At 63.3% G+C, this 25,174-nt stretch carries 24 protein-coding genes; 17 read left to right on the top strand and 7 right to left on the bottom strand.

Features of this window, described 5'->3' with window-relative positions; translation table 11 throughout:
• The first annotated feature begins 183 nt into the window (after positions 1-183).
• The 7 genes from PMI42_RS27425 to PMI42_RS27395 all read left to right on the top strand — a co-directional run bounded on the left by PMI42_RS27425 (position 184) and on the right by PMI42_RS27395 (position 6,699).
• Positions 184-1,197, top strand: a complete 1,014-nt coding sequence (locus PMI42_RS27425) for an ABC transporter permease (protein WP_008140254.1) — start codon at positions 184-186, stop codon at positions 1,195-1,197.
• Positions 1,198-1,200: 3 nt separating this feature from the next.
• A complete protein-coding gene (locus PMI42_RS27420) occupies positions 1,201-2,100 on the top strand; it encodes an ABC transporter permease (protein ID WP_008140253.1) in 900 nt (299 codons plus the stop codon).
• 94 nt (positions 2,101-2,194) lie between these two features.
• The gene (locus PMI42_RS27415; protein ID WP_008140251.1) at positions 2,195-3,970 is read left to right on the top strand and encodes a dipeptide ABC transporter ATP-binding protein; all 1,776 of its coding nucleotides are present in this window, start codon (positions 2,195-2,197) and stop codon (positions 3,968-3,970) included.
• Between the two features lie 26 nt (positions 3,971-3,996).
• Complete coding sequence (locus PMI42_RS27410; protein ID WP_008140250.1) at positions 3,997-4,176, top strand: DUF4089 domain-containing protein; 180 nt, start codon at positions 3,997-3,999, stop codon at positions 4,174-4,176.
• A 7-nt stretch (positions 4,177-4,183) separates the two neighbouring features.
• Complete coding sequence (locus tag PMI42_RS27405; RefSeq protein ID WP_008140247.1) at positions 4,184-5,578, top strand: AtzE family amidohydrolase; 1,395 nt, start codon at positions 4,184-4,186, stop codon at positions 5,576-5,578.
• A 1-nt stretch (position 5,579) separates the two neighbouring features.
• Positions 5,580-5,972 carry an oxalurate catabolism protein HpxZ gene (hpxZ, locus tag PMI42_RS27400; RefSeq protein ID WP_008140245.1) on the top strand — a complete coding sequence of 131 codons (393 nt, stop codon included), beginning with the start codon at positions 5,580-5,582 and terminating at the stop codon, positions 5,970-5,972.
• A gap of 4 nt (positions 5,973-5,976) precedes the next feature.
• Positions 5,977-6,699, top strand: a complete 723-nt coding sequence (locus PMI42_RS27395; RefSeq protein ID WP_008140243.1) for a GntR family transcriptional regulator — start codon at positions 5,977-5,979, stop codon at positions 6,697-6,699.
• Positions 6,700-6,796: 97 nt separating this feature from the next.
• Here PMI42_RS27395 and atzF read toward each other — a convergent pair whose 3' ends face one another.
• The gene (gene atzF / locus PMI42_RS27390; RefSeq protein WP_085969811.1) at positions 6,797-8,602 is read right to left on the bottom strand and encodes an allophanate hydrolase; all 1,806 of its coding nucleotides are present in this window, start codon (positions 8,600-8,602) and stop codon (positions 6,797-6,799) included.
• A 206-nt stretch (positions 8,603-8,808) separates the two neighbouring features.
• On the bottom strand, positions 8,809-9,315 hold the full coding sequence (locus tag PMI42_RS27385) for a MarR family winged helix-turn-helix transcriptional regulator (RefSeq protein WP_008140240.1): 507 nt from the start codon (positions 9,313-9,315) through the stop codon (positions 8,809-8,811).
• 150 nt (positions 9,316-9,465) lie between these two features.
• Between PMI42_RS27385 and PMI42_RS27380 the strand changes: the two genes are divergently transcribed.
• Entirely contained in the window at positions 9,466-11,316 is a 1,851-nt protein-coding gene (locus PMI42_RS27380) for a feruloyl-CoA synthase (RefSeq protein ID WP_008140237.1), read from the top strand.
• Positions 11,317-11,606: 290 nt separating this feature from the next.
• On the opposite strand, the gene PMI42_RS27375 is transcribed toward PMI42_RS27380, so the two are convergent.
• Positions 11,607-12,113: a MarR family winged helix-turn-helix transcriptional regulator gene (locus tag PMI42_RS27375; protein ID WP_008140235.1), complete on the bottom strand. Its 507-nt coding sequence runs from the start codon at positions 12,111-12,113 to the stop codon at positions 11,607-11,609.
• A gap of 83 nt (positions 12,114-12,196) precedes the next feature.
• Between PMI42_RS27375 and PMI42_RS27370 the strand changes: the two genes are divergently transcribed.
• The 3 genes from PMI42_RS27370 to PMI42_RS27360 all read left to right on the top strand — a co-directional run bounded on the left by PMI42_RS27370 (position 12,197) and on the right by PMI42_RS27360 (position 15,233).
• Positions 12,197-13,405, top strand: coding sequence for a cytochrome P450 (locus PMI42_RS27370; RefSeq protein WP_008140233.1), 1,209 nt, complete (start codon positions 12,197-12,199; stop codon positions 13,403-13,405).
• A 34-nt stretch (positions 13,406-13,439) separates the two neighbouring features.
• On the top strand, positions 13,440-14,651 hold the full coding sequence (locus PMI42_RS27365) for an ABC transporter substrate-binding protein (protein ID WP_008140231.1): 1,212 nt from the start codon (positions 13,440-13,442) through the stop codon (positions 14,649-14,651).
• A 147-nt stretch (positions 14,652-14,798) separates the two neighbouring features.
• On the top strand, positions 14,799-15,233 hold the full coding sequence (locus PMI42_RS27360) for a hypothetical protein (protein WP_008140230.1): 435 nt from the start codon (positions 14,799-14,801) through the stop codon (positions 15,231-15,233).
• Here PMI42_RS27360 and PMI42_RS27355 read toward each other — a convergent pair.
• The 3 genes from PMI42_RS27355 to PMI42_RS40145 all read right to left on the bottom strand — a co-directional run bounded on the left by PMI42_RS27355 (position 15,230) and on the right by PMI42_RS40145 (position 17,606).
• Entirely contained in the window at positions 15,230-15,475 is a 246-nt protein-coding gene (locus PMI42_RS27355) for a pilus assembly protein PilZ (protein ID WP_008140228.1), read from the bottom strand. The two genes, PMI42_RS27360 and PMI42_RS27355, sit on opposite strands and share 4 nt — an antisense overlap.
• Positions 15,476-15,665: 190 nt before the next feature.
• A complete protein-coding gene (locus tag PMI42_RS27350) occupies positions 15,666-17,006 on the bottom strand; it encodes a T6SS phospholipase effector Tle1-like catalytic domain-containing protein (RefSeq protein WP_008140226.1) in 1,341 nt (446 codons plus the stop codon).
• A gap of 252 nt (positions 17,007-17,258) precedes the next feature.
• Positions 17,259-17,606, bottom strand: a complete 348-nt coding sequence (locus PMI42_RS40145) for a hypothetical protein (RefSeq protein WP_008140225.1) — start codon at positions 17,604-17,606, stop codon at positions 17,259-17,261.
• A 354-nt stretch (positions 17,607-17,960) separates the two neighbouring features.
• On the opposite strand from PMI42_RS40145, the gene PMI42_RS27340 reads away from it, so the two are divergent.
• The 3 genes from PMI42_RS27340 to PMI42_RS27330 all read left to right on the top strand — a co-directional run bounded on the left by PMI42_RS27340 (position 17,961) and on the right by PMI42_RS27330 (position 18,921).
• Positions 17,961-18,224: a hypothetical protein gene (locus PMI42_RS27340; RefSeq protein WP_008140222.1), complete on the top strand. Its 264-nt coding sequence runs from the start codon at positions 17,961-17,963 to the stop codon at positions 18,222-18,224.
• A complete protein-coding gene (locus PMI42_RS27335; RefSeq protein ID WP_008140220.1) occupies positions 18,221-18,517 on the top strand; it encodes a hypothetical protein in 297 nt (98 codons plus the stop codon). The genes PMI42_RS27340 and PMI42_RS27335 overlap by 4 nt, the downstream gene beginning before the upstream one ends.
• A 125-nt stretch (positions 18,518-18,642) precedes the next feature.
• A complete protein-coding gene (locus PMI42_RS27330; RefSeq protein ID WP_008140218.1) occupies positions 18,643-18,921 on the top strand; it encodes a DUF1488 family protein in 279 nt (92 codons plus the stop codon).
• A gap of 121 nt (positions 18,922-19,042) precedes the next feature.
• On the opposite strand, the gene PMI42_RS27325 is transcribed toward PMI42_RS27330, so the two are convergent.
• Positions 19,043-20,173 (bottom strand): DNA cytosine methyltransferase, encoded by a 1,131-nt coding sequence (locus PMI42_RS27325; protein ID WP_008140216.1) that lies wholly within the window; start codon positions 20,171-20,173, stop codon positions 19,043-19,045.
• Between the two features lie 364 nt (positions 20,174-20,537).
• On the opposite strand from PMI42_RS27325, the gene PMI42_RS39420 reads away from it, so the two are divergent.
• The 3 genes from PMI42_RS39420 to PMI42_RS27315 all read left to right on the top strand — a co-directional run bounded on the left by PMI42_RS39420 (position 20,538) and on the right by PMI42_RS27315 (position 25,161).
• Positions 20,538-21,665 (top strand): Eco57I restriction-modification methylase domain-containing protein, encoded by a 1,128-nt coding sequence (locus PMI42_RS39420; protein WP_157195833.1) that lies wholly within the window; start codon positions 20,538-20,540, stop codon positions 21,663-21,665.
• Positions 21,666-21,736: 71 nt separating this feature from the next.
• On the top strand, positions 21,737-24,034 hold the full coding sequence (locus PMI42_RS27320) for a sensor histidine kinase (RefSeq protein ID WP_008140214.1): 2,298 nt from the start codon (positions 21,737-21,739) through the stop codon (positions 24,032-24,034).
• Positions 24,031-25,161, top strand: a complete 1,131-nt coding sequence (locus tag PMI42_RS27315; protein ID WP_008140213.1) for a hypothetical protein — start codon at positions 24,031-24,033, stop codon at positions 25,159-25,161. The genes PMI42_RS27320 and PMI42_RS27315 overlap by 4 nt, the downstream gene beginning before the upstream one ends.
• Positions 25,162-25,174 lie beyond the last annotated feature (13 nt).

The following is a 25,174-nucleotide window of genomic DNA, read 5'->3' as shown; positions in this document are numbered from 1 at the left end:
CCCTCTCCCCTTGTGGGAGAGGGTGGCTCGCCGCGCAGCGGCGAGACGGGTGAGGGGTAGCCACGAACTCCGACCTCGCTTGGGGCTACCCCTCACCCCAACCCTCTCCCACAAGGGGAGAGGGGGCGCAGTAGAGTGCGCGGCACCACCTCGGATACATTCAACGCGCGCGAGGAGCTCCCCATGCTGACCATGATCGGCAAGCGCCTGATGTTCGCGATTCCCTCGCTGATCGGCGTCGTCATCGTCACCTTCCTGCTGACGCGCGCGCTGCCCGGTGATCCCGCGGCGTATTTCGCCGGCCCCGCCGCCACCAAGGAAGCCGTCGAGCAGATCCGGAAAAAGCTCGGCCTCGACAAGCCGCTGATCGAGCAGTTCTTCCGCTACACCAACGACCTCGCCCACGGTGATTTCGGCAACTCGCTCACCACGGGCCAGCCGGTCGCCGCCGAAATCCGCAATCGCCTGCCGGCCTCGGCCGAGCTGACGCTGCTCGGCCTGATCGTCTCCATCGTCATCGCCATTCCACTCGGCGTGCTCGCCGCGACGCGGCCGGGATCATGGATCGACCATCTCTGTCGCATCACGACGACGGCCGGTGTCTCGCTGCCGGTGTTCTTCACCGGCCTCGTGCTGGTCTATGTCTTCTATTTCAGGCTCGGCTGGTCGCCCGCGCCGCTCGGCCGCCTCGACGTGTTCTACAGCGCGCCGCCGACGGTCACCGGCTTCTACCTGATCGACACCCTGATTGCGCGCGACTTCGAGGCGTTCCGTTCGGCGCTGAGCCAGCTGATATTGCCGGCGACGACGCTCGCGATCTTCTCGCTGGCGCCGATCGCGCGCATGACGCGCGCCTCGATGCTGGCGGTGCTGTCGTCGGAGTTCGTGCGCACCGCGCGCGCCAGCGGCCTGTCGCCCGCGACCGTCATCGTCACCTACGCCTTCCGCAATGCGATGCTCCCCGTCATCACCACGCTCAGCATGGTGTTCTCCTTCCTGCTCGGCGCCAACGTGCTGGTCGAAAAAGTGTTCGCCTGGCCGGGCATCGGCTCCTACGCGGTGGAAGCGCTGATTTCGTCCGACTTCGCGCCGGTGCAGGGTTTTGTCCTCACCATGGCGGTGATGTACGTGCTGCTCAATCTGATCATCGACATTCTCTACGGCGTGATTGATCCACGCGTGCGGTTGGAGGGCTGAACCATGAGCTCCGTTGCGCCTGCCGTTGAACCCGTCGGTCCCGCGCGGACGTCGGGACTGACTGCGATCCTTGAGCAAACGCGCTATGTGCTGAGCGAGAACAAGGTCACGGGCTTTTCCTTCGCCCTGTTGATCGTCATTCTCCTTGCCGCGATCTTCGGCCCCTATGTAGTGCCATATGATCCGCTGGCCTCCGACACCGCCGCGTCGCTGAAGCCGCCTTCGGCCGCGCACTGGTTCGGCACTGACCAATTGGGCCGCGATATCTTCAGCCGCGTCGTCGTGGCCACGCGTCTCGATACCTTCATCGCGGTCGCCTCCGTCGTGCTGGTGTTTTTGATGGGCGGCCTCGCCGGCATCGCGGCCGGCTATTTCGGCGGCTGGACCGACCGCATCGTCGGCCGCATCGCCGACACCATCATGGCCTTCCCGCTGTTCGTGCTGGCGATGGGCATCGTCGCAGCCCTCGGCAACACCGTGCAGAACATCATCCTGGCCACGGCCATCGTCAACTTCCCGCTCTATGCCCGCGTCGCGCGTGCCGAGGCCAATGTCCGCCGCAACGCCGGCTTCGTGCAGGCCGCGCGCCTGTCCGGCAACGGCGAATTCCGCATCCTGCTGGTGCACATCCTGCCGAACATCATGCCGATCATGATCGTGCAGATGTCGCTGACCATGGGCTACGCCATCCTCAACGCCGCCGGCCTGTCCTTCATCGGCCTCGGCGTCCGCCCGCCGACCGCCGAATGGGGCATCATGGTCGCCGAAGGCGCGGGCTTCATGGTGTCAGGGGAATGGTGGATCGCACTATTCCCGGGCCTTGCGCTGATGATCGCCGTGTTCTGCTTCAACCTCCTCGGCGACGGCCTGCGCGACATCGTCGATCCCCAGCGGAGGACGTGATGGCAAGGGTGCGGCAGGAATTCTCCAATGATTTCAGTGGAGCTTCTACTGTGCATGGGGTTGTTTTCGCGCTTTTGAGTGACCGGAGCCGTCCATGACCGCCCAGCCCCTGCTCGACGTCCAGGATCTCACCGTCGAATTCACCACCCGCCGCGGCATCGTCAAAGCCGTCCAGCACGTCAACATCTCCGTCGCCAAGGGCGAGACGCTCGCCATCGTGGGCGAGTCCGGCTCGGGCAAGTCGGTGACCTCCTACGCGGTGATGCGCATCCTCGACCGCGCCGGCCGGATCGCCGAAGGCTCGGTGATGTTCTCCGGCATCGACGTCAAGGCCGCGAGCGAAGACCAGATGCGCGACCTGCGCGGCCGCGAAGTCTCGATGATCTTTCAGAACCCGCGTGCGGCACTGAACCCGATCCGGAAAGTCGGCGACCAGATCGAGGACGTGCTGCGCACCCATGTGCAGCAGGCCACGGTTTCGGACCACGGCGAAAAGGCGATCGAGGCGCTGGAGCAGGTCAAGATCGCCCGCCCGCGCGAGCGCTACCACGCCTATCCGTTCGAGCTGTCGGGCGGCATGTGCCAGCGCGTCGTCATCGCGCTCGCGCTCGCCTGCAATCCGCAATTGCTGATCGCCGACGAGCCGACCACCGGCCTCGACGTCACCACCCAGAAGGCGGTGATGGATCTGATCGTCGAGCTCACAAAACGCAAGGCGATGTCGACCATCCTGATCACCCATGACCTCGGCCTCGCAGCCGCCTATTGCGACCGCGTCGTGGTGATGGAGAAGGGAAGGGTGGTGGAGACCGCCAAGGCCGCCGACATCTTCGCCAACCCGCAGCACCCGTATACGAAAAAGCTGATGCGCGCGACGCCGCGGCTCGGCGTGTCCTTGCGGGACCTGCTGCCGGAAGAGGAGGGCGCTTCCTTCGCCTCTCCCAGCACCGTGCTCGCGCAGACTTCCCCTCACCCCGACCCTCTCAGCGCGAGCGAAGCTCATCGCGACCCCGCAAGCGGGGAGAGGGAGAAGAAGCCCCTTCTCCTCATCGAGAAGCTGGTCAAGGAATATCCCCGCCAGGGCGCCACCGCCGTGCTCGGAAAACTGTTCGGCCGCAAGCCTGCGCCGGAGCCGGATGTGTTCCGCGCCGTCGACGGCATCAGCTTCTCGATCGGCCATGGCGAGAGCGTCGGCCTGGTCGGCGAATCCGGCTGCGGCAAATCGACCACGTCGATGATGGTGATGCGCCTGCTCGACCAGACCTCGGGCCTGATCCAGTTCGACGGCGAGGACATCGGCGCCATCCCGCCGGCCGGCTTCGCGCGCCTGCCGCAGCGCAGCCGGATCCAGATGGTGTTCCAGGACCCGACCGACAGCCTCAACCCGCGCTTCACCGCGGTGCGCGCCATCGCCGACCCCATCATGCAGCTCGGCGACGTCAGGGGCCGCGATGCCCTTCGCTTCCGCTGCGAGGAGCTGGCCACGATGGTCGGGCTGCCGCACAATCTGCTCGACCGGTTTCCGCACCAGCTATCCGGCGGGCAGAAGGCCCGCGTCGGCATCGCCCGCGCCATCGCGCTGCATCCCAAGCTGGTCATCCTGGACGAGCCGACCGCGGCCCTCGACGTCTCGGTCCAGGCGGTGGTCCTGAACCTGCTCCAGGACCTCAAGGCGCGGCTAGGTATGAGCTATCTGTTCGTCTCGCATGATTTGAACGTAGTGCGCTTGTTGTGCGATCGTGTCATTGTGATGCGGACGGGTCGAATCGTCGAGGAAGGTTCTTCCGAGAGGGTTTTGAGCGATCCGCAGGACGACTACACCAAGGAGCTGCTGACGGCGATCCCGCATCCGCCGTTGCCGGTTCACTAAGAGCGCATTGATTGTTTGGGAGCGTGATGGCCGAGCCGCTGGACGATTATATCGACGCCGTATCGAAAGCGCTGGCATTGCCGATCGAGGAGGCCTGGAGGCCGGCGGTTCGCGCCAATCTCGAAGTCTCGCTGCGGCTTGGCCGGCTCGTCGATGAATTCGCGCTGCCGGACGAGACCGAGCCGGCGCCCATCTTCACCGTCTGACGCCGCCATGACCACCACGCCAGAGATGAGTGCTGCCGACATCGCGAAAGCGGTGGCCGGCGGCCGATTGTCCGCGCTCGATGCCACTGAAGCTGCGCTCGCGCGCGTCAAGCAGCACGACACCACCCTCAATTCCTTCACCGACGTCACTGTAGAGCGCGCCCGCGCCAAAGCGCGCGCCATCGACGCCGACATCGCCGCCGGCAAGACGGTCGGCCCGCTCGCCGGTGTGCCCTTCGCGGTGAAGAACCTGTTCGACGTTGCGGGTCTGCCAACGCGTGCCGGCTCGAAGATCAATCGCGACCTCGCACCCGCCAAGCGCGACGCGACGCTGATCGAGCGCATGGAAGCGGCCGGCGCCGTTCTCGTCGGCGCGCTCAACATGGGCGAATACGCCTACGACTTCACCGGCGAAAACGTTCACGATGGCCCCTCGCGCAACCCGCACGATACCACGCGGATGAGCGGCGGCTCCTCCGGCGGTTCGGGAAGTGCCGTTGGCGGCGCGCTTGTGCCGATCGCGCTGGGCTCGGACACCAATGGCTCGATCCGCGTGCCGTCCTCGTTCTGCGGCATCTTCGGTTTGAAGCCGACCTATGGCCGGCTGTCGCGGGCGCGCTCGTTCCCATTCGTGGCGAGCTTCGATCATCTCGGCCCGTTCGCGCGCTCCGTCACCGATCTCGCGCTCGCCTATGATGCGATGCAGGGCCCGGATGCGGATGATGCCGCCTGCACCACGCGCGGTCTGGAGCCGACCGTGCCCCTGCTCGCCAATCCGGTGTCGGATCTGCGCATCGCCATCGCCGGCGGTTACTTCCAGAAGAACGTGTTCCCCGAAGCTGTCGAAGCCGTCGGCCGTGTCGCCAAGGCGCTTGGCGCGACGCGCGTCGTCGAAGTGCCCGAAGCCGCGCGCGCCCGCGCGGCGGCTTACGTGATCAGCACCACCGAAGGCGCCTCGCTGCATCTCGATCGCCTGCGCAGGCGCCCGAACGACTTCGATCCCGCCGTGCGCGACCGGCTGATTGCCGGCGCGATGGTGCCGGCGCCGCTGGTCGACCGCGCGCAAAAATTCCGCCGCTGGTACCGCGCGCAGCTCGCCGAGATCTTCAAGACGGTCGATGTGCTGATTGCGCCCGCCACGCCATGCACCGCGCCAAAACTCGGCCAGGTCAATTTCAACCTCGACGGCGTCGAATTGCCGGTGCGCGCCAATATCGGCATCCATACTCAGCCGATCTCGTTCATCGGCCTGCCTGTCGTCGCCGTGCCGGTGCCGCTCGAGCCGCTGCCGATCGGCGTGCAGATCATCGCCGCGCCCTGGCGCGAGGACATCGCGTTGCGCGTCGCGCATGCATTGGAGAAGATGGGCGTGGTATCTGCGCCGTCGCCGAGAGGATTCTGAGATGGAGATCGATCTTCCCGAGGTGATCGCGGAAGTCAAAGCCGCGTTCGATCGCTATGAGCAGGCCCTCGTCAGCAACGACGTCGCCGTGCTCGGCGAGCTGTTTCGCAACGATCCCCGCACGCTGCGCTACGGCATCGGCGAGAACCTCTACGGCTATGAGGCGATCTCCGGCTTCCGCGCCGGCCGCTCGCCGGTCGGGCTGAACCGCCGCACCGCGAAAACCGTCATCTCCAGCTATGGCCGCGACACGGCGGTCGCCTCCACCCTGTTCTATCGCGACACGGCTCCCGGCAAGGTCGGCCGGCAGATGCAGACCTGGATTCGCTTCCCGGAGGGCTGGCGCGTCGTCGCGGCCCATGTCAGCATCATCGACGAGTCGAAAGAGACCTGACCGTATGACGCTTGACGATTTTCCGCCCGGGACGCTGCCGGCCGAGCCGGTGGTGCCACGGGTCGACCGGGCGCAGCCCAGCGTGCACAAGGTCACGCGCGCCGAGGAGCTGCGGCTTCAGCTTGCCGACGAGATCGTGCGCGGAACCCTGGCGCCCGGCGCGCCGCTGGACGAAACCGACATCGCGCGCCGCTTCAGCGTGTCGCGGACGCCGGTGCGCGAGGCTCTGCGGCAGCTGGTGGCGAGCGGCCTGGTCGAGGCAAGGCCCCATCGCGGCGCGGTGGTGGCACAGCCGTCGATCGAGCGGCTGACCGGCATGTTCGAGGCGATGGCGGAGCTCGAGGCGCTATGCGCCGGCCTTGCCGCCGAGCGCATGTCGGCCGCCGAGCGCCACGGCCTCGAGGCGGTCCACGAAGAGCTGCGCGTGCTCAGCTACGCCGGCAATCCCGACCGCTTCCACGAGGTCAACGAACGCTTTCACAACGCGATCTATGCGGGCTCGCAGAACGGCTACATCGCCGAGATCACGCTGGCGACGCGCGTGCGCGTGCAGCCGTTCCGGCGCGCCCAGTTCCGCAACCTCGGCCGGTTGGCCAAGTCGCAAGCCGAGCACGACCGCGTCGTCGTCGCCATCATGCGCGGTGACAAGCAGGGTGCGGCCGCCGCGATGCGCGCCCACATCGAGCTGGTACGCGGGGAGTACGAGATCTACGCGGTGTCGGTGTGATGTCGTAAGGTGGGTTAGCCGAAGGCGTAACCCACCACTTCTGTCTCTGCGGAAATTAACGAGGTGGGTTACGCTACGCTAACCCACCCTACGGCACCTACGCCGTCGCAGCGTCCGCCATGAACTTTCGCCAGCCGCCATAGCTCGTGATGTCGCGCGCTTCGCCCAGCACTTCGGGCTCCACGAGAAAACCCTTCACGCTGCGGCCGTCGGCCAAGCGAACAGTGCCGATCGCCATCGGCGCCGGAATCGCATTGACGAATTTGCCGAACGCCGCCGACGACAAAGACCAGATCTCCAGCTCGATCGCCGCGCCCTTGCCGGCTTCGACGCGCAGCATGCCGGGCTTCGGCGGCGTGGTTTGAAGCGCGTAGAGCTTGTAGTCGGCAGCCGTCCTGGTCGCCTCGACCAGCTTGCCGTTCAGCGCGGTCAATTCACCGTTCAGCGCCATGCCGGACAGATGCGCGCCGACCACGGCGACCGGAATCTCGTCGCCCCCGTTTGCAGGCAGCGGCGCGAGCGGTGCTTGCGGCACGCCTCTCGCGCCAACGGTCAGCTTCGTGTCCGCATGGAAGGCGCGGCCGATGCTGGCCAGCATCGCATCGCGGCCGGCAGGTGCAAGCAGCGTGATGCCGAACGGAATGCCGTCGGCGCGCATCGCTGCCGGCACGGCGAGGCCGCAGAGGTCGAGCAGGTTGACGAAATTGGTGTAGGTGCCGAGCCGGCTGTTGAGCTCGACCGGGTTGGCCAGCACCTGTGCGGTCGTGTAGGCCGTCGGCGCTGTCGGCAGCACCAGCGCGTCGATATTGGCAAAGGTGCGCTCGGCGATCTTGCGCAGGCCCTGCAGGCGATAGAGTGCGGAGAAGGTGTCCGCCGCCGTCAGCCGCGCACCGGCCGCGGTGATCTCCCGCGTCACGGGATGGATCGTGTCAGGCGCGGACGCCAGCAAATTCTTGATCACGAGGTAGCGCTCGGCGACCCAGGGCCCTTCGTAGAGCAGCCGCGCCGTCTCGTAGAACGGCTCGAGATCGAACTCGACCAGCGTGGCGCCGAGCGCGGTCCAGCGCTTCAGCGCGTCGGCGTAAGCGGCTTCCGATTTCTTGTCGCCGAAGAAGATCAGCTGCCCGTTGCGCGGCACGCCGAGGCGCAGATTGGTGGGGAACGGCGTGATCGCGCCAAGCGGCCGGTCGCGCGAGAACGGATCGGCCTGGTCGGGGCCCGCCATCACGGACAGCGCCAGCGCGGCATCGTCAACCGTCAGAGCGAATACCGAGATGCAATCGAGCGTGCGGCAGGCCGGCACCAGACCCGCGGTCGAGATCATGCCGAGGCTCGGCTTCAGCCCGACGATGTTGTTGAGCATCGCCGGCACGCGCCCGCTGCCCGCGGTGTCGGTGCCGAGCGACAGCGGCACCAGCCCGGCGCCGACGGCGGTCGCCGAGCCCGAGCTGGAGCCACCGGGAATGAGGTCGTCGCGGATCGAATTTCTGGGAATGCCGTAGGGCGAGCGCACGCCGACGAGGCCGGTCGCGAACTGGTCGAGATTGGTCTTGCCGATGATGATGGCGCCGGCCGCACGCAGGCGTTCCACCGCGGTCGAATCGTGCGTCGGCGTATAGGCGAAGGCCGGACAGGCCGCGGTGGTCGGAAAGCCCAGTGCGTCGATATTGTCCTTCACCGCCACCGGCACGCCGTAGAGCGGCAGGCTGGCGGCATCTTTCGCGGCAAGCTTTTCGGCCTCCGCCATTGCGTCCTTTTCGTCGCGCAGGCTGATGAAGACCGCGGGATCATTGTGGTCGCGGATGCGCCGATAGGTCCGCGCGACCGTCTGCGCAGGCGTGACGGTGCCCGCGCGATGCGCGGCCACAATCGCGGCGATCGTTTCAGGCTGCTCAGCCCCCATCTCAGCCCTCATGGCGACAAAACTCCGGCAACAGGTCTTACCCCGGATTGAAGCAAGCGATGTGCCATTGTGTACAGAATCCGGGCACGGTGATTGCTCCGGATGTTATCGCAGGATCAGTAGGTTGGGTGATATTTCGATGGCCGGGAGGGTCGCCTTGCCAGCGCCCTGTTACGGGCATGTGCACAAATCGCAGGCAGACGGGGTCAGGTGAAGCCGGCGAGGATCTCAAGCAGCCGCTCCCGGTTCGCCTTGCCGATCTTCTCCTCGACGTGCCGCTCGTGCTCGGCGGCGAGCCGCTTGAATTTGGCCAGCGCCGTCTCGCCCGGCGCGGTGAGATGAAGCGCGTGCGACCGCCGGTCCGCCTTCGACTTGATCCGCTTCACCAGCTTGCGCTGCTCGAGGCTGTCGAGCAGGTGCACCAGCCGGGCGCGCTCGATGCCGAGGCGCTTGGCCACCGCCATCTGCGACAGGCCGGGATTGGCGCCGATCACCGTCAGCACCGAATATTGCGTCGGCCGGATATCGACCGCGCGAAGCGTCCTGACGAAGTCCTGGAAAATCCAGATCTGGAAGCGCCGCACCGCGTAGCCGGCGTGCCCGACCAGGGCGTCGAGCCCGATCTCGTCCGCGTCGATCCGCCGCGCGGCGTCGTTACCGGCGTGTTTGCGCGGGGAGGGGCGGGTGTCGGCTCGGGCTGCGCTGGCTGTCACGTCGTGTCTCCTGCCGGTCAACCCTAGCGCCACGACGGCCAAAGTGGAAGATTGTTGTTGACGACAACAATTGTCGTGCCCAACATTATGGCCAGAGCAGCCCGGAACGAGGCTGCGGCCGATCCCGGCTTCCGGGCGAGGAGGAAACACATGACAGCCGCCCCACGCGGTGACGCGTCAAGTCTGTTCGCAGCGCCAAGGACGATCGCCGAGCATCGCGCCGACGGCAGCATCGTGCTGCGCTCGGCAGAGCCCCTGGGCGACAGCGCGCGCTGTGTCGGCGACTGGCTGGAGCATTGGGCGCGGCAGACGCCGGACACGATCTTCCTCGCCGAGCGCGACAGCGCCGATACGCCGTGGGCCACCATGACCTACGCAGGTGCCCTGCGGCGGGTCCGCGCGGCGGCGTCCTGGATCCTGGCGCAGGAACTCAGCGCCGAGCGCCCCGTGGTCATACTCTCCGACAACAGCATCGACCATGCGCTGCTCGCGCTGGCCGCCCAGCATGTCGGCGTCCCCTCGGCCGGGATCTCGCCGGCCTATTCGCTGATGTCGAGGGATTTCGACAAGCTCAAGAGCATGATTGCGCTGCTTCAGCCGGGCGCGATCTATGTCTCCGCGACCAAGCCGTTTGCCGCGGCGCTGGCCGCGATCAGGCCGCTGCACAGCGCGCAGATCATCAGCGGCAATGCCGGCGATGCCGATGCGCTCGCCTTCCGTGACATCGCGGCGACGCCTGAAACGGACGATGTCGAAACGGCCTTCGCCGCAGTAACGCCTGACACGATCGCGAAATTTCTGTTCACCTCGGGCTCGACCGGCACGCCCAAGGCCGTCATCAACACCCAGCGCATGCTGACCACGAGCCAGCAGGCCAAGGCGCAGACCTGGACCTTTCTCGAACAGGGCCACGATGATCTCGTCATTCTCGACTGGCTGCCCTGGAGTCACACCTTTGGCGCCAACCACAATTTCAATCTCGTGCTGCGCAACGGCGGTTCGCTCTATATCGACGGCGGCAAGCCTGCACCCGGCCTGTTTGCGACCTCCCTTGCGAATCTGAAAAGCGTGATGCCCACGGTCTATTTCAACGTGCCGCGCGGCTTCGATATGCTGATCGCGGCCCTGCGCGGCGACGAGGCGCTGCGCCGCCGTTTCTTCGCCGAGGTGAAGTTCGCGTTCTATGCGGGCGCCGCGCTGCCGCAGAACCTCTGGGACGCGCTCGAAGAACTTTCGATCAAGACTGTCGGCCGTGCACTGCCGATGGTCTCGGCCTGGGGTTCGACCGAGACCTCACCGCTCGCCACCGACTGCCATTTCCTCGCCGAACGCTCCGGCAATATCGGCGTGCCGATTCCCGGGACGGAGCTGAAGCTCGTCGCGTCGGGCGACAAGCTGGAAGTGCGGGTGCGCGGCCACAACGTCACGCCGGGGTACTGGAAAGCGCCGGAGCTGACGAAGCAGGCTTTCGACGAGGAGGGCTTCTATCTCATCGGCGACGCCGTGAAGCTTGCCGACCCCGAGCGCCCCGAGCGCGGCCTGTTCTTCGACGGCCGCGTTGCCGAAGACTTCAAGCTCAATTCCGGCACCTGGGTCAGCGTCGGCACGCTCCGCGTCGCCGGCATCGCCGCGCTGGCGCCGCTCGCGCAGGACATCGTCGTCACGGGGCACGGCGGTGACGAGGTACGGTTTCTGGTGTTCCCGAATATTGCGGCGTGCCGTGCCCATGCCGGTTTGCCAGAGACGGCAGATGTGAGTGACGTGCTGGCGCATGACAAGGTCCGGGCCGCGACTGCGCAGGGCCTGGCAAAACTGAAGCAGCAGGGCGCCAATTCCTCCGGCCACGCCACGCGCGCGCTGTTGCTGGCCGAACCGCCTTCGGTCGATGGCGGCGAGATCACCGACAAGGGCTACATCAACCAGCGCGCCGTGCTGACGCGGCGGGCGGATGCGGTGGCGCGGCTGGACGATGATGCGTCGGCGGAGTGGATTGGTCTGTAGCCACCCGCTGATCAAGCCGGAGTGAGGTCACGCTCTCTCCACATCGCTCGCAATGACGGGGATGGGCCCGGCAGCTCGCAAAATAAGCCAGCCAACCTGCCGCATTATCCCCGCATGATTCTTTTGTTGCTTAAGCAACTAATTCGTGCGAACCGTTTCGAACAAGGATGACGGCGGGGGAACCGCTGCGCCTGATCTCGGAGGAAACGATGCTCGGCAGGAACGGTGCCGCGGGCAAATGCCTGCGCATGCCTGAAGGTGGCAACACGGCGCGCCTCACGCCCATCGCGTCAGCTGGTGCTGCTGCCCGTCACCGCGCCGAGATTTTCGTGAAGCCGCCGCAGCAAATCGATCAGCACCTCGCGCTCGTCCTTGCTCAGACACGACAGCAGCCGCCGCTCGCGCTCGAACGCGGCGACGATCACCTTGTCATGGGTGGCACGGCCCCTTGCCGTCAGCGAGATCGAATGGGTGCGGCCGTCGTTCGGGTCGGTGCGGATCGACACCAGTCCGCGCTTCTCCAGGCCCGCGAGCGTGCGGCTCACCGGTCCCTTGTCGAAGCCGATGACGTGGCAGATGCGCGAGGCCGGAATGCCGGGCTCGATCGCCAGCAGCGACATGATCCGCCATTCCGTGACGTTGACGCCGAACTGCTTCTGGTAGAACGCCGTCGCGCTGTTCGAGAGCTTGTTGGCGATGAAGGTGATGAACGCCGGAACGTAACGGTCGAGATCGAGCGTCGGCCCCGTTTCGACGGGGGCGGGCTTCTGGCGGGCTCTGGTCGAAGACGGCGGCATATCGGACTTCTTCATCGCGGCGTGTCAGCAGACCTAAGGATAAGCGCGGCCCTTTCACAAGATCAAAATGAGGGAGGACCTTTATGAGCGCACCCGACTCGACTGTATCGGGCGTCCCGCATCTCGACGTCGACCCCTTCGACATGAAGTTTTTTGTCGATCCCTATCCCACCCATGAGAAGCTGCGGGAGGCGGGGCCGGTGGTCTATCTCGACAAATGGAACGTCTATGGCGTGGCGCGCTATGCCGAGGTCCATGCCGTGCTGAACGATCCCGCGACGTTCTGCTCCGGTCGCGGTGTCGGTCTGTCCGATTTCAAGAAGGAGACGCCATGGCGGCCGCCGAGCCTGATCCTCGAGGCCGATCCGCCCGCGCACAGCCGCACCCGCGCCGTGCTGTCAAAGGTGCTGTCGCCGACCGTGATGAAAGGGCTCCGCGAGCGCTTCGCCGCGGCGGCCGAGGCGCGGGTCGACGTCCTGCTGGAGATGCGCAGCTTTGACGCCATCACGGATCTTGCGGAAGCCTATCCGCTCTCGATCTTTCCGGATGCGCTGGGGCTGAAGCCGGAGGGCCGCGAGCATCTCATTCCCTATGCGAGCGTGGTGTTCAACGCGTTCGGTCCGCCGAACCAGCTGCGCCAGGAGGCGATCGCGCGCGCGGCGCCGCACCAGGCCTATGTCACCGATCAATGCCAGCGCGACAATCTCACGCCCGGCGGCATCGGCGCCTGCATTCACGCCCATGTCGACGAGGGCGCGATCACGGCGCCCGAGGCGCCGCTTCTGGTGCGCTCGCTGCTCTCCGCCGGCCTCGACACCACCGTCAACGGCATCGGCGCCGCCGTCTATTGCCTCGCGCGTTTCCCGGACCAATGGCAGCGTTTGCGCGGCGATCTCACGCTGGCGCGCAACGCGTTCGAGGAAGCGATCCGGTTTGAAAGCCCGGTGCAGACCTTCTTCCGCACCACGACGCGTGAGGTCGAGCTGTCAGGCGCGACGATCGGCGAAGGCGAGAAAGTCCTGATGTTCCTCGCCGCCGCCAATCGCGATCCCAGGCGCTGGGACAAGCCTGACAGCTACGACATCACCCGCCGCACCTCCGGCCATGTCGGCTACGGCTCCGGCATCCACATGTGCGTCGGCCAGCTCGTCGCGCGGCTCGAAGGCGAGACGATGCTCTCGGCGCTGGCGCGTCGCGTCGCCGGCATCGAGATCACGGGCGAACCAAAGCGCCGCTTCAACAACACGCTGCGCGGGCTCGACAGCCTGCCGGTGACGATCATTCCGGCCTGACGCGACCGGAAACGAAACAAGAGGGGAGGGACCAATGAAGAACCTGAAATGGACGCTCGCGCTCGCCGCAAGCCTGATCGGCGGCGCGGCCCATGCCGAGATCTCCGACAACGTCGTGCGCATCGGCGTGCTCAACGACATCTCCGGCATCTTCCAGGACACCAACGGCATGGGCTCGGTGGAGGCCGCGCGCATGGCGGCCGAGGATTTCAACGGCGGCGGGAAGAACATCAAGGTCGAGATCGTCTATGCCGACCACCAGAACAAGGCCGATGTCGGCAACGCCATCGCGCGCAAATGGCTCGACGTCGAAGGCGTCGACGCCATCGTCGACGTGCCGAATTCGGCCGTCGGCCTCTCCATCAACACGCTGCTGCGCGACAGCCGCATGACCTTCCTGGCGTCCTCGACCGCGAGCTCCGATCTCACCGGCAAGGCCTGCTCGCCCAACACCATCCAGTGGGTGAACGACACCTGGGCGACCGGCAACACCACCGCGGCCGCGATGATGTCGCGCGGCGGCAAGGACTGGTATTTCCTCACGGTCGACTATGCGCTCGGCAAGGGCATCGAGGCGGAAGCGCAGAAGTACATCGAGGGGCACGGCGGCAAGGTGCTGGGCTCGTCAAAACATCCGCTCGGCACCTCCGATTTCGCCTCGTTCCTGTTGCAGGCGCAGGGATCGAAGGCGCAGGTGATCGGGCTTGCCAATGCCGGCGGCGACACCATCAACGCGGTGAAGCAGGCCGCCGAGTTCGGCATCCAGCAGGGCGGCCAGAAGCTCGTCGCCTTCCTGCTCTTCATCAACGACGTCCACGGCATGGGCATCAAGGTCGCGCAGGGCCTCCAGCTCATGGAAGCCTTCTATTGGGACATGAACGACGACACCCGCGCCTTTGCAAAACGCTTCGCCGCGCGGCCCGGCATGAACGGCAAGATGCCGAGCGGCAACCAGGCCGGCGTCTATGCTTCCACGCTCGCCTATCTCAACGCGGTCGCGGCCACCGGCAGCGACAACGCAAAGCAGGCCGTGCCCGAGATGAAGAAGTTCAGGGGCAAGGACAAGCTGTTCGGCGACACCACCATCCGCCAGGACGGCCGCGTCGTGCATCCCATGTACCTGTTCGAGGTGAAGAAGCCGGAGGAGTCGAAATATCCCTACGACTATTACAGACTGGTCTCGACGATCCCGGCCGAGCAGGCGTTCCGGCCGATCGCGGACGGCGGCTGCGAGCTGGTGAAATAGGGGTTTTGCCTCGCCTGGCATGTTTCTGGCGGGAAGCGCGCCTGCATCGCACGCTCAGGTCGCGCTTCCTCACGCATCCGTAACTCACCTTACCTTCCACCCCTCGCCAAACTGGCCTAACCTCGTCGCGTTCAACGGAGGCCGGCCATGCGGTTTCGTGTTCGCAAAGCAGCCCATGTGTTCGAGCGCGTCGGCCTGGCGATGGCAGGCGCGGCGTGCGGGCTGTTCGTCGGCGCCTATGTCGGCTCGGCGATCCCGTCGCTGACCACGCAAGGTTTCCTGATCCTGATGATGGGCCTCGGCGCCATCGGCTTCTATCTTGGCATCGACACGCCGCAACTTCCCTTCGACGAGGCGCACAGCGCCATCGACGCCGCGGAGCTGCTGAGCTCGGCCGGCACGCTCTGCGCCACGCTGATCGCGCTCGGCTCCGTCGCCGTGATCGTGCTCAGGCTCGAGCCGCATATCCTCTGGACCTGGCTCGCTCTGCTCGGCTGGATCGCCGGCGTCGCCATGCAGATCGTCGCAGGCGCCAAGGCCAGGCTGCGGACGTCGGTCGGCGGGAGAGATCACGCGCCCTAAAACACCACGCCGACCCGCGTGCCGCGCTTCCAGGCGATGCGGCAGCGCTTCCTGGTGTTGACGTGCAGCAGCTCGAACCGCTCGGGAATGCTCACCTGGCCGCCGAGATCGACGCAGGCGCCGCCGGGCGAATAGTCGATCAGCGTGCAGGGGATTACGGCCGCGCGCGGATCGGTGATGATCTTGGCCTGGCGGGACACCAGGCCGGCGGGTTTCACGCGGGCGAACTTTCGCGGATGCATTGGCACATCTCCTCCAACTCCGCAGATATCGCGGCGGGCTTGGCGGGGATGATGCGGAGCAGATGATGCGATCCGGCTAAAGCGGGCGCGAGAATTTTAATGAAAAGTAGCGGTGATGGGGGAAAGCGGAGGTAGTGGGATGCTCCGCCGCCGCTCCAACCTGCGCAATGACGAGCGCCCGTCGCCAGCTTCACCCCGTCACGATCTCATCCGCTTCCGCACCCGCGCCCACATGCGGCGGCACCGGCATCGGCACGGTCTCGTACCGCGCCGGCAAATTCACCGGCTTGTACGTCGGATCCGCCTCCTTCCGCTTCAACACGCTCTCATGCACATGCGCGCCCTCGGGGATGAGGCGCGGCTCGCAGCAGGGGATGTATAGGCCGAGAAACACCTTCCGCTCCGGCCATTCCCGGTACTTCGCGCTTTTCGGGATGACCTCCAGCACGCGCCAGAGCGCCGTCATCGAATTGTGCAGCTCGCCAACCTTGCCGGTGTAGGCGGGGGCTACGTATTTGAACGGCGAGTTCTTGCGCTGGATGCCCCAGGCGAGCTGGTTCACGGTGCGCTTGTTGAAGTTCAGCCCGGCCTTTTCGGCCTCGTCGATCATCCAGATCAGCGGATATTTGGACTCGCCGCTCTCGGCCTCGGCATAGCCGCCCCCGACGTCGCTGTGCACGCCGGCGAACCACACCTGCATGATGTCCTGCGGCACCTTCTTCTCGTCGGGCACGTAGCGGTTGCTCCAATAGTCCTGCGGCTCCTCGTATTTGTTGAGGCGGAACATGCGCCGCCGCTCGTCGATCGCGATCGCCTGCCGAAAGATGGCGACGCTCGGATTGCGCCGCGTGAAGGCGAGCTCCTCCAGGCTGAACACGAAGAATAAATTGTCGCGCCGCGGCACGATCACGCTCGCCACCGTGTCCCACACGCCGATGAAATGGATGGTCGCCCAGCGCGTCGAGGTGATGCGCGCGAACTGGGCGGCGAGGTCGAACTCGTCCTTCGGCAGTGGCCCCTGCTCGTCGACGGCGACGTCCTTGAGGTCCTCGACGTCGTTGCCGCGCCCGGTGCCGGAATATTGCTTGTAGGCGACCATGCCGGAGCCGGCGAGGTTCGACTGCTCCGGCGAGATCAGTCCGATCTTGTGGATCAGCCCCGCCAGCACGCGCACCGTGTAGGCGCCGCGCGAAAAGCCGAACAGATAGATCTTGTCGCCGGGCGCGTAGTGCTCGACCAGGAAGCAATAGGCCGACAGCACGTTGTCATCGAGCCCGTAGCCCGTGGCGAGCCCCAGCACCAGGTTTACGTCCGCCTTGATCTGGTGCCACGTCGTCGGCTCCGTCACCGTGCCGACGCCGGGATCGTAGAACACCATCTGCCGCGGCTGCGTCTTGTCGGTCTTGCGCAGGCAGCGATACAGCTTCAGGACGTTGGAGATGTTCTCCGAGATCTCGTTGCCGGTGCCGTCGCAGCAGATGACGAGGTTTTTCGGTTCGGTTCTGGCGTCGGTCTTGTGCTCGTGCTCCACGGTATGCCCCTCCCGGTGATGCTACCGGAACGAGTATAGCCGAAAAGCGCGACGGACAAGAGACGATGGTGGTTCTTGCCCTCTCCCCTTGCGGGAGAGGGTGGATCAATCGCGCCACGCGCGATTGAGACGGGTGAGGGGTCTCTCTCCGCGCATTCATCTCTCTATTTGAATTCCCGGAGAGAGACCCCTCATCCGGCGCTTCGCGACACCTTCTCCCGCAAGGGGAGAAGGGAAGGCAGAACCGCAGCCCTACTTCTTCTTGCCCGGTCCGAAATCCGGCTGCCATGCCGCGTCCTTGCGGCTCGGTGCCGCGGCGATGACCTTGGCCTTGTCCTTCTTCGGCTTCTTGGTCTCGCGATTGCCCTTTTGCTGTCCCTTGGCCATGGTGTCGGTCTCCTGTGGGGGTTTGAGTTCGTCCAGTTCGTCCGATTGCAGCACGCGGCCGCGCGGCGTGCAGACGCGCACGTCCATGTAGCCCTCGCGCAGCAACTTGCGCGCCAGCCGCAGCGCCACGGTCGCGCTGCCGCGACCGACATTGGCGCAGCCATATTCGTTCGTGCCGCTGACGAGATAAGCCACGCGCACCGCCCTAGCCATTTAAGATCGCCGCCGCGCAGACGAGCAGCAGCAGGAACAGCGGAACGACGATTGGCGGAACGATCCATTCCGAAGCGCGAAAACGCGACATCGCATGCCCCCGCAAGAGCATGACGAGGTCATGCCCTGATGACTGGTTTCTCGGCGGGAGCGCGCGTGACCCTCAGTCACCGGTCGATGCCGTAGCGGAAGATGCGGTGATGCCGGCGAGCCTACGCCTGCCTCCCGCCGATAGCGAGGACTAATACGCCGCGCGCGGCCTGGAGCGATAGTGCTGGCTATTGCGGCGGGATGGGCGCATGCTTGGGGGAAGCAGCGTCGGTTGGGGCCGCTCTCGCAGGAAGGCAGGCATGCATGACCATCCGCTCGCGGCGCGAAACCGTCACGTTCAGGCATCCGTTCTACATCCGCGGCGTCGATCGCGAATTGCCGCCGGGCTGTTATGAGATCGTCACCGACGAGGAGGCGATCGAGGGCCTCACCTTTTCCGCCTATCGCCGCATCGCCACCTCGATCATGGTGCCCGCGGAAGGCGCGCACCACGCCATGGAGACGGTGTCGATCGGCTCGGTCGATCTCGCCAACGCGCAGGCCATCGACGCGTGCGCCGGCCCATGAGCGACCATCCCGTTGATCTGGACAAGCACCGCGGCATGGCTGCGCAGAAGGCGACCGATCTGCGCCGCGCGCTGGCCGACGTCGAGACCCATGTCAGGGAGCTGCGCGAGCGCGAGGCCGATCTCGAAAACCGCATGATGACGGTGCCGGCGATGTCGTGGCCGGAGGCCGCGGTGAAGGCGCGCCATCTGCTCAACCTCTATGCCGCGAGCCTGCCCGTCGAGGACACCCGCCACCGCGCGCTGGTGGCGGCGCTGCTGGATGATTTCGCCCGGCTGTCGGGGGAGAGCTGAGGCGACCCACGGCCGCTCGCGTCCCGCCCCGCGCGTGCCGCGGACGGCACGCGGGCGGCCGGCCAAGGGGCTGCCATGATGTTTGACGGCGATCGCCCTGGAAGCAATCGCGTAAGGAGTAAGCCATGACACTGACCAGCAGCCGCTTCGTCGGCTACGAACAGGACCGGGGCATCGTCCAGTTCCTGATGCAGGACGGATCGAAGGAGATCGCTTGCGCGATCTCCACCTCCGCGATGGACTATCTTGAGCGCGGTCCGCAGACGAAGCCCGAGCAGCGCGAAGCCCAGTTCACCCGCCTGCGCGACCGCATCGAGGCGCAAGCCGCGAGCAAGTATCGCGCGACGGAGTTCGAGGGGACACCGCCGGGGATCGTGCTGCGGAGCATTGATTTTCGGGGGTAGGGGGGAGGGCGCTCTTTGTCGACTTGGCGCAAGCAGCGCCCCCAAAAAAAATTACGCCAGATTGTGGGAGATTTCCTCTCCTGTTGCCGGCGCGGAAGCGCAGATGAGAAACGCGCCGTTCCTATGCCGCTTTCCTGACCTTCCGATCGGCCGCCCGAAGAGCCTCGATGAATCCCGCCGGAACGCGGAGTCCTCCAGCAAGAACTCGCTCAATGAAGCCGTCCAAGGCACGATCGGACAATCGTGACCAATCGCCATTTCGAAATTCTGCAATTGATCTCGGTGGAAGGGCTACCGGCCAGTCACTCGCAATAACCGCAATACGCTCGCCAGCGACATTCCAAGCCGCGCTGGGCCATTTCCCTGAAACGATCTTTTCTTGCCGAAAATTGAGAACGTCTCCGGGATGCACGATGCGCTTCGCGATCCATTCGGCAACGGGCACCGAGATGGCATTGCCGAGCATCCTCCACTCAGGCCGTCGACTATGGTTTAGCTCGATGTCTGTCCATCCCTTTGGAAAGCCTTGAAGCGCTTCGCAAGCCCCCAAACCCGGAGTCAGCACTTCCCCGTCGGGGAAGAGAACAGCTGGGGCGGAAGGAATTCCGAGAGCCGATCCAACCTTCAGAGGAGGGATGCCATCTACAGTCAAGCCGATGCCCGAACGACCTTCGGTCCAATAAAACCCAAGCGGTTTCGACAAAGTCGGCTCTTCCTGCGCCGGGGCCCCGTGCTCATCGGCAAACAGAACAGAGCGGGGATCGATCGTCCGACTCGCGATCATGTACACTCGGCGCCGCCGCTGGGGCAATCCAAATGCTGCAGAATTCAGGATTCTATAGGCCCATTTGTAGCCCAGCGCTTCAAATCGATCAGCCAGCCATCGCATGCCATTTCCGCGGTCTAGCTGAAGCATAAAGTAGACGTTCTCGATTACGACTGTCTGGATATGGGATGTCTCGATCAAATCGAACATCTTTTCCACAACCCCGGACTTGGTGCCCGCAATCCCGGACTTGTCGCCGGCCATGCTAAGATTTTGGCATGGGAACCCCGCGGTCATGATGTCGGCATCTTCTGGAAGTTTTCCGAGTGTGGCGACATCTCCCCGAAGTTCAATCTCTGGGAACCTCTCTCTTAAGACGGCGGAGGCTGCTGGCTCTATCTCAGCCATTAAGCTTGTCTTAAAGCCGGCTCGGGCGAACGCCAATTCGAAGCCGCCGATCCCGGAAAAAAGTCCTACCACTGACATTGTGTTAATAAGATCAAGAGGGGCAATGCACCATCATTGTGGCGGTTCGCGCTCAGTAACCCTATATTAAGGTTTGGCCGCCGGCACTATGACTGAAATTGCCTTTCGACAGATATCTCGCGCTCCCGGCTCCTCTGCGAGAAAGAGGAAGCTGGAGATCGAGGCGCTACACGGCCGTTGCGGGATCTACACCAGGCCTGACGTTGTGGCCCGCATTCTGGATGCGGTCGGTTGGTTAGATTCCGCAAAGATCTATCAGGGGCGCCTTCTTGAGCCCGCCGCGGGCGACGGGGAGTTCGTTCTTCAGGCGGCCCAGCGCCTAGTAAGATCTTGTCGGAATCACGGCGTCTCTCCTGGCCTTAGGTTGCTGCGGAATTCAATTTGCGCGTTTGAAATTCATCCGCGCGAAGCCCAAAAGGCGCGGCGCCGCGTATCCGATGCGCTTCAAGCCGATGGATTGCGGCGTCAAACCGCGACCGAGTTAGCCCGTTCATGGATAAGGACGTCGGACTTTTTGCTGGCAGCCGAGTTTGCCGCGAATTTCACGCATGCTGTTGGAAATCCGCCCTATGTGCGTTGGTCGCGAATACCTCGGGGTCTGGAGAGCGAGTACCGGCGCGTTCTTCCAAAGCGGATGACCGGGGGTGACATATTCATACCCTTTCTCGATCGAGCCTTGGAGGCTCTTCAACCTGGCGGTAAGTGCGGGTTCGTTTGCTCTGACCGTTGGCGCTATACGGCGTTCGCCGAGGGTTTTCGGGCGAAGTGGCTCAGCCGAATCGAAGTCTCATCCGAAGAAGAGTTGCTTGCCACGCAGGCCTTCAAGAAGGAGGTTGACGTTTATCCTACAATTCTGATTGCAGTGGTCTCTAAATTCTCAAGATCAGCTCCCAAGTCACCCGTCGTTCACGCGCGAAAGACGTTGTTGGAGCGTGGGTATCAAATCAAGGTCGGCCCAGCTCTTGGTTGCACCCCTGCCTATGTGCTTGAACCAGGGGAACCACAGGTTGAGGAGAGCTTGTTGTGGCCATGGGTAGATGGATCAGAAATAGTGGATGGTCGCGTAGATTGGCGCGGACGGCGGATAGCTGCTCTTTATGATGATGCCGGCGCTCTTCTTAAGCTCGGTCGATTTCCTCTGCTGGCCAAGCGATTGAGACGGTTCAAGCCAAAATTGGTGCAGCGTTCGATCGTCAAAAGCGGTGGTGCGCAATGGTTTCAGCCGATCGATCGAGTGAAGCCTTCGGATTGGGCCAAGCCCAAGTTGTTGATTCCCGAGATTGCCAAGGTCCCGCGCGTTGCGCTGGACTTTTCGGGGGCAATTCCGTCCCACGGGGTTTATGCTATCTTTGCTCCTCAGAACGAGATCGGTTCGGTCTACGGACAGTTGTCCGCGGGGGGGCTGGCTAGGGCTCTAGAAGGCATCGCTCCCAAAATCAAAGGCGGATACGTACGTTGCTATAAGCGGTTCTTAGCTCAAATCAGGCTATGAGTGTCCAGAGTTCGGACACCAACATCTTTCTCGTGGTCCACAGATGATCGCGCAGCTCTTGGTGGAGTAGGATGGCTACATTTGAAGTCGATACCAAGCTGTTTGGTGAGCTAGGCGAATTGTTGGTAGGACGAGATTCTACCGCGCTTGTTGAGTTGATAAAGAACGCTTACGACGCCGACGCGAGTAAGGTCGAGATTTTGGGACGGAATCTTTCTGAGCCCGAAAAGGGAGAGATTATCATTGCAGACGACGGCGTCGGAATGGATGCGGAGGATTTTTCTCGGGGCTTCTTGCGAATCGCTGGTCGGACCAAAACGGAGGCTGATCGACGTTCTCCATGGTTCAAACGTCGATACACCGGTGAGAAAGGCATAGGACGGCTTGCCGCTCATAAGCTGGCAAGGCAGTTGAGCGTTGTCTCCAGGAAGTGGGATGGGCGCGGGCGCGACAAGGTCAAGAGCTTTGTAGCTGGGAGCGGTGTGAAGGCGACTATTGATTGGGAGCGCATCGAGAAGCTCGAAACGCTCGCTGATGTTGCCAAATCTCGCGCTATTCAGGTTGACCCACTCCCGAGATCCGAGCTCACCAATCGATCATCTGGAACGCGTCTGAATCTGAGCAGGCTCAGAAAGCCGTGGACCCAACAGACGTTGAACTCATTCTTCGAGGAGGTGGCAACCCTGACGCCGCCTCCGTTGGTTACGGCTCCGCTGCCGCCGGGACTTATCAAGGAGCGGAGCATACTGCCCGAGATTACTATTCGTGATGCACGGAAGGAGGCAGGATTCGAGATCGTTTTCGCTGGAGATCTTTCGCTTCATGAGCTTGAGTTGGCTGCTGTCCCACAGAGCGCAAACTGGATCATTGAAATTGATTGCGACGCAGATGCGAGATACTTGACGATACTCGTGGCCCCAACCAAAGCTGGGTTGGCGGAAACCCCTAACGCCGAAGCATTCAAGTTGAAGAAAAAGTTGCCGGAAGCTATGGCAATAGTCGGTTTCCAGGCGAGAATCTTTCAGAAGCAGAACAGCGCCTGGCCAAGGTCGCTTATCGGTGTCCGCGTATACTACGAAGGATTCCGTGTGCTTCCATACGGTGACATATCATCCTACGATGATTGGCTTGAGCTTGATCGAGATTACCGTTCTCGCGGTAAAGGCGAGCTGGGGCGTTTGCGTCAGTACGCGAAGTGGAATCTTCCGGAGGGGACTGATCGCGAAGGTTTAGTGCTGCAAGGAAATAGGCAGTTTAGCGGTGCTGTATTCTTAACGCGCGAGAACGCGCAAGACCTAAAAATCCTGGTTAACCGCGAGGGCTTCCTGCCTGGACCGCAGTTTTCCTTCATTCGAGAGATGACGCGTCTCGGAATTGATTTGCAGATACGCCAAAATTCGGCAGCGCGCGGAGAAGTTCAGCATGCGCGTAAAGTCGATCAGCTTCGACAGCAGCGTGCAGTTGAGCGCGCTGACGCTTCGGCGCCGCCGTCGGCGTTTCTGCTTACTTCGCTTCAAGACAGTGCCTTGGATTCACTTAAGGACGTTAGGGCAGCTATCTCGCGAGGCGATGTCAGGGCGGCGCGGGCAACATTAGACAATGTAGAAAAGAGCCTACAATCGGCGAAGGAGTTCTCTGAAGAGACGGCTTCGGAAGCAACGATGTATCGTGTGCTCGCTTCGATGGGTCTAGAGCAGGCCGCTTTTGTCCACGAGGTAAACGCAATCGCTATTCTTGCGCAGGGAGTTGCTCAGGCTCTTGACGCAATCGTTAAAGAACTAAAAGATCAGAAATTGTCTCGTAGGCTGAGTGGAATCGCTGCCGAAGCGCGATCTATCCGTGAGCGGTTGCGCCGAAATGCCATCTATCTTACCGATATGACGGGGGTCGAGGGGCGCCGAAGACGATCTCGACAAGATCTATTGGAGCGATTTTCGAAGGTTGCGGAATTCTATCAACCGTCCATTCTGAAGCAGCGGATAGAGCTCGTTGTAGATATACCCAAGGGGCTGCGCACATCGCCGATGTTTCCGGCTGAAGTCTCCGCCATTTTTACGAATTTGCTCAGCAACGCGATCAAGTTTGCCGGTGCAGGAGGGGCGATCAGGGCGGCGGGGGAGAAGAGAGATGGCGAGCTCATTTTTAAGCTGGAGAATACCGGCGAGCCTGTGGATCTGTCGTCCGCGAACAGATGGTTCGAGCCCTTTCGTTCCACTACCGTCGAAATCGATGAGGCTCTTGGGCAAGGTATGGGGCTTGGGCTCACTGTAACGAGAAGTCTGCTTGACGAGTATGGTTCGACGATCGAGTTCGTCCGCCCTTCGAAAAGCTTTGCGACGGCTTTGGAAATAAGGATGCCAAGCAAATGACCGGATTTGTTTTGAGCATTGATGATGCGGAAGAGGAGGTGGCGCCTCTAGTGTCGGGGGAGCACACTCTTGAAGTGGTTGATCCGGGCGACGAGGACTTGGCTCAAAAATTGGCGGAGAAGCTTCCGCTGGCTTCGGTGATACTGCTGGATCAAAAGTTCTTTGCTGATATGGACCCGCTGTCCTTGAAAGCAGCGGATGGGGCGAGCTTCGTAGCGCACTTGCGATCGTGGTCGCGAAAAGGCGCCATAGCACTGGCACCCCTTATTTTGCTGACGAATGAGGAGCAGGCGTTCGCAAATGAGGTCCCTGCCGTGGGAGCGGCCTTGCCCCTCGGGGGTACATTTGTAGGCAGGGAATTTCGAATCGCGCCAGCGCTAGACGTAGAATGGGTGCAGCTGAAGAGCGCCGACGGGACCAAAAGTCGAATTGATCAGCTAGTTCGGGCGTCGGACAACGCGGCAAGTCTTGTCGGCGATGATGGTGTCAGCCTTGCTGAGCTAGAGGACTTGCTATGCCTTCCAAGTGACCGAATCTGGACTGAAAAGGCGAGGCTGGAACTCAGAGCCGCTCGGCCTCCCGTCTCTCAGACTAGCGACGAGGCTTCTGATCCGTTTGGAGCCTCTCAGATTATTCGTTGGCTTTGTCATCGTGCTCTTCCATTCCCGGGTATGCTGTTTTCAGACATTCATGCAGCTTGGGCCTTAGGAGTAAGTGTTGAGGACTTTCGTTCGATAAGATCTTCGAGTGCGGAAACACCTTGGATGGACGATTTAATCGAGGCGGAATATTGCGGTCCTCTCGATGAATTTATGGGCCGACGGTGGTGGAAGAGTGGCATCGACTACCTTGTTTGGAAGTTGGATCAGGAGGCCGTAAGACAGGGAGACCGTGCGAGCGCAATCAAAGTGTTGGCGCCGGGGGCGCAAGTCAAAGAGTTCTTTTCTGTTTCAGCGCACGTGGTGACGTGGACGCCTGATTTGCAGGAAGAAACCATCTCTTCCATAGATGATTCGGCGCAGTTGCGGCCTCCGGGATGGCCGGTAGAGGCATTGGAGCCATGGATCCAAAAGTGCGATCTGGATAACGATGCGATTTTGACATCGATGGTTGCGGAGGATGACTAGGCGTTGGGGGATA

The organism is Bradyrhizobium sp. YR681 (genome assembly GCF_000282615.1).
In the GTDB taxonomy this organism is placed as follows: domain Bacteria; phylum Pseudomonadota; class Alphaproteobacteria; order Rhizobiales; family Xanthobacteraceae; genus Bradyrhizobium.
Note: the sequence above shows the minus strand (reverse complement) of the source record. Positions and strands in the feature narration are given on the sequence as shown.

Coding starts and splice junctions, on each gene's coding strand:
- PMI42_RS27315 (WP_008140213.1), top strand. CDS start 24,031: ATGACCGGATTTGTTTTGAGCATTGATGATGCGGAAGAGGAGGTGGCG.
- PMI42_RS27340 (WP_008140222.1), top strand. CDS start 17,961: ATGACCATCCGCTCGCGGCGCGAAACCGTCACGTTCAGGCATCCGTTC.
- PMI42_RS27410 (WP_008140250.1), top strand. CDS start 3,997: ATGGCCGAGCCGCTGGACGATTATATCGACGCCGTATCGAAAGCGCTG.
- PMI42_RS27355 (WP_008140228.1), bottom strand. CDS start 15,475: ATGCATCCGCGAAAGTTCGCCCGCGTGAAACCCGCCGGCCTGGTGTCC.
- PMI42_RS27425 (WP_008140254.1), top strand. CDS start 184: ATGCTGACCATGATCGGCAAGCGCCTGATGTTCGCGATTCCCTCGCTG.
- PMI42_RS40145 (WP_008140225.1), bottom strand. CDS start 17,606: ATGGCTAGGGCGGTGCGCGTGGCTTATCTCGTCAGCGGCACGAACGAA.
- PMI42_RS27420 (WP_008140253.1), top strand. CDS start 1,201: ATGAGCTCCGTTGCGCCTGCCGTTGAACCCGTCGGTCCCGCGCGGACG.
- PMI42_RS27395 (WP_008140243.1), top strand. CDS start 5,977: ATGACGCTTGACGATTTTCCGCCCGGGACGCTGCCGGCCGAGCCGGTG.
- PMI42_RS27380 (WP_008140237.1), top strand. CDS start 9,466: ATGACAGCCGCCCCACGCGGTGACGCGTCAAGTCTGTTCGCAGCGCCA.
- atzF (WP_085969811.1), bottom strand. CDS start 8,602: ATGGGGGCTGAGCAGCCTGAAACGATCGCCGCGATTGTGGCCGCGCAT.
- PMI42_RS27370 (WP_008140233.1), top strand. CDS start 12,197: ATGAGCGCACCCGACTCGACTGTATCGGGCGTCCCGCATCTCGACGTC.
- PMI42_RS27365 (WP_008140231.1), top strand. CDS start 13,440: ATGAAGAACCTGAAATGGACGCTCGCGCTCGCCGCAAGCCTGATCGGC.
- PMI42_RS27320 (WP_008140214.1), top strand. CDS start 21,737: ATGGCTACATTTGAAGTCGATACCAAGCTGTTTGGTGAGCTAGGCGAA.
- PMI42_RS27335 (WP_008140220.1), top strand. CDS start 18,221: ATGAGCGACCATCCCGTTGATCTGGACAAGCACCGCGGCATGGCTGCG.
- PMI42_RS27325 (WP_008140216.1), bottom strand. CDS start 20,173: ATGTCAGTGGTAGGACTTTTTTCCGGGATCGGCGGCTTCGAATTGGCG.
- PMI42_RS27405 (WP_008140247.1), top strand. CDS start 4,184: ATGACCACCACGCCAGAGATGAGTGCTGCCGACATCGCGAAAGCGGTG.
- PMI42_RS27330 (WP_008140218.1), top strand. CDS start 18,643: ATGACACTGACCAGCAGCCGCTTCGTCGGCTACGAACAGGACCGGGGC.
- PMI42_RS27375 (WP_008140235.1), bottom strand. CDS start 12,113: ATGCCGCCGTCTTCGACCAGAGCCCGCCAGAAGCCCGCCCCCGTCGAA.
- PMI42_RS27415 (WP_008140251.1), top strand. CDS start 2,195: ATGACCGCCCAGCCCCTGCTCGACGTCCAGGATCTCACCGTCGAATTC.
- PMI42_RS27360 (WP_008140230.1), top strand. CDS start 14,799: ATGCGGTTTCGTGTTCGCAAAGCAGCCCATGTGTTCGAGCGCGTCGGC.
- hpxZ (WP_008140245.1), top strand. CDS start 5,580: ATGGAGATCGATCTTCCCGAGGTGATCGCGGAAGTCAAAGCCGCGTTC.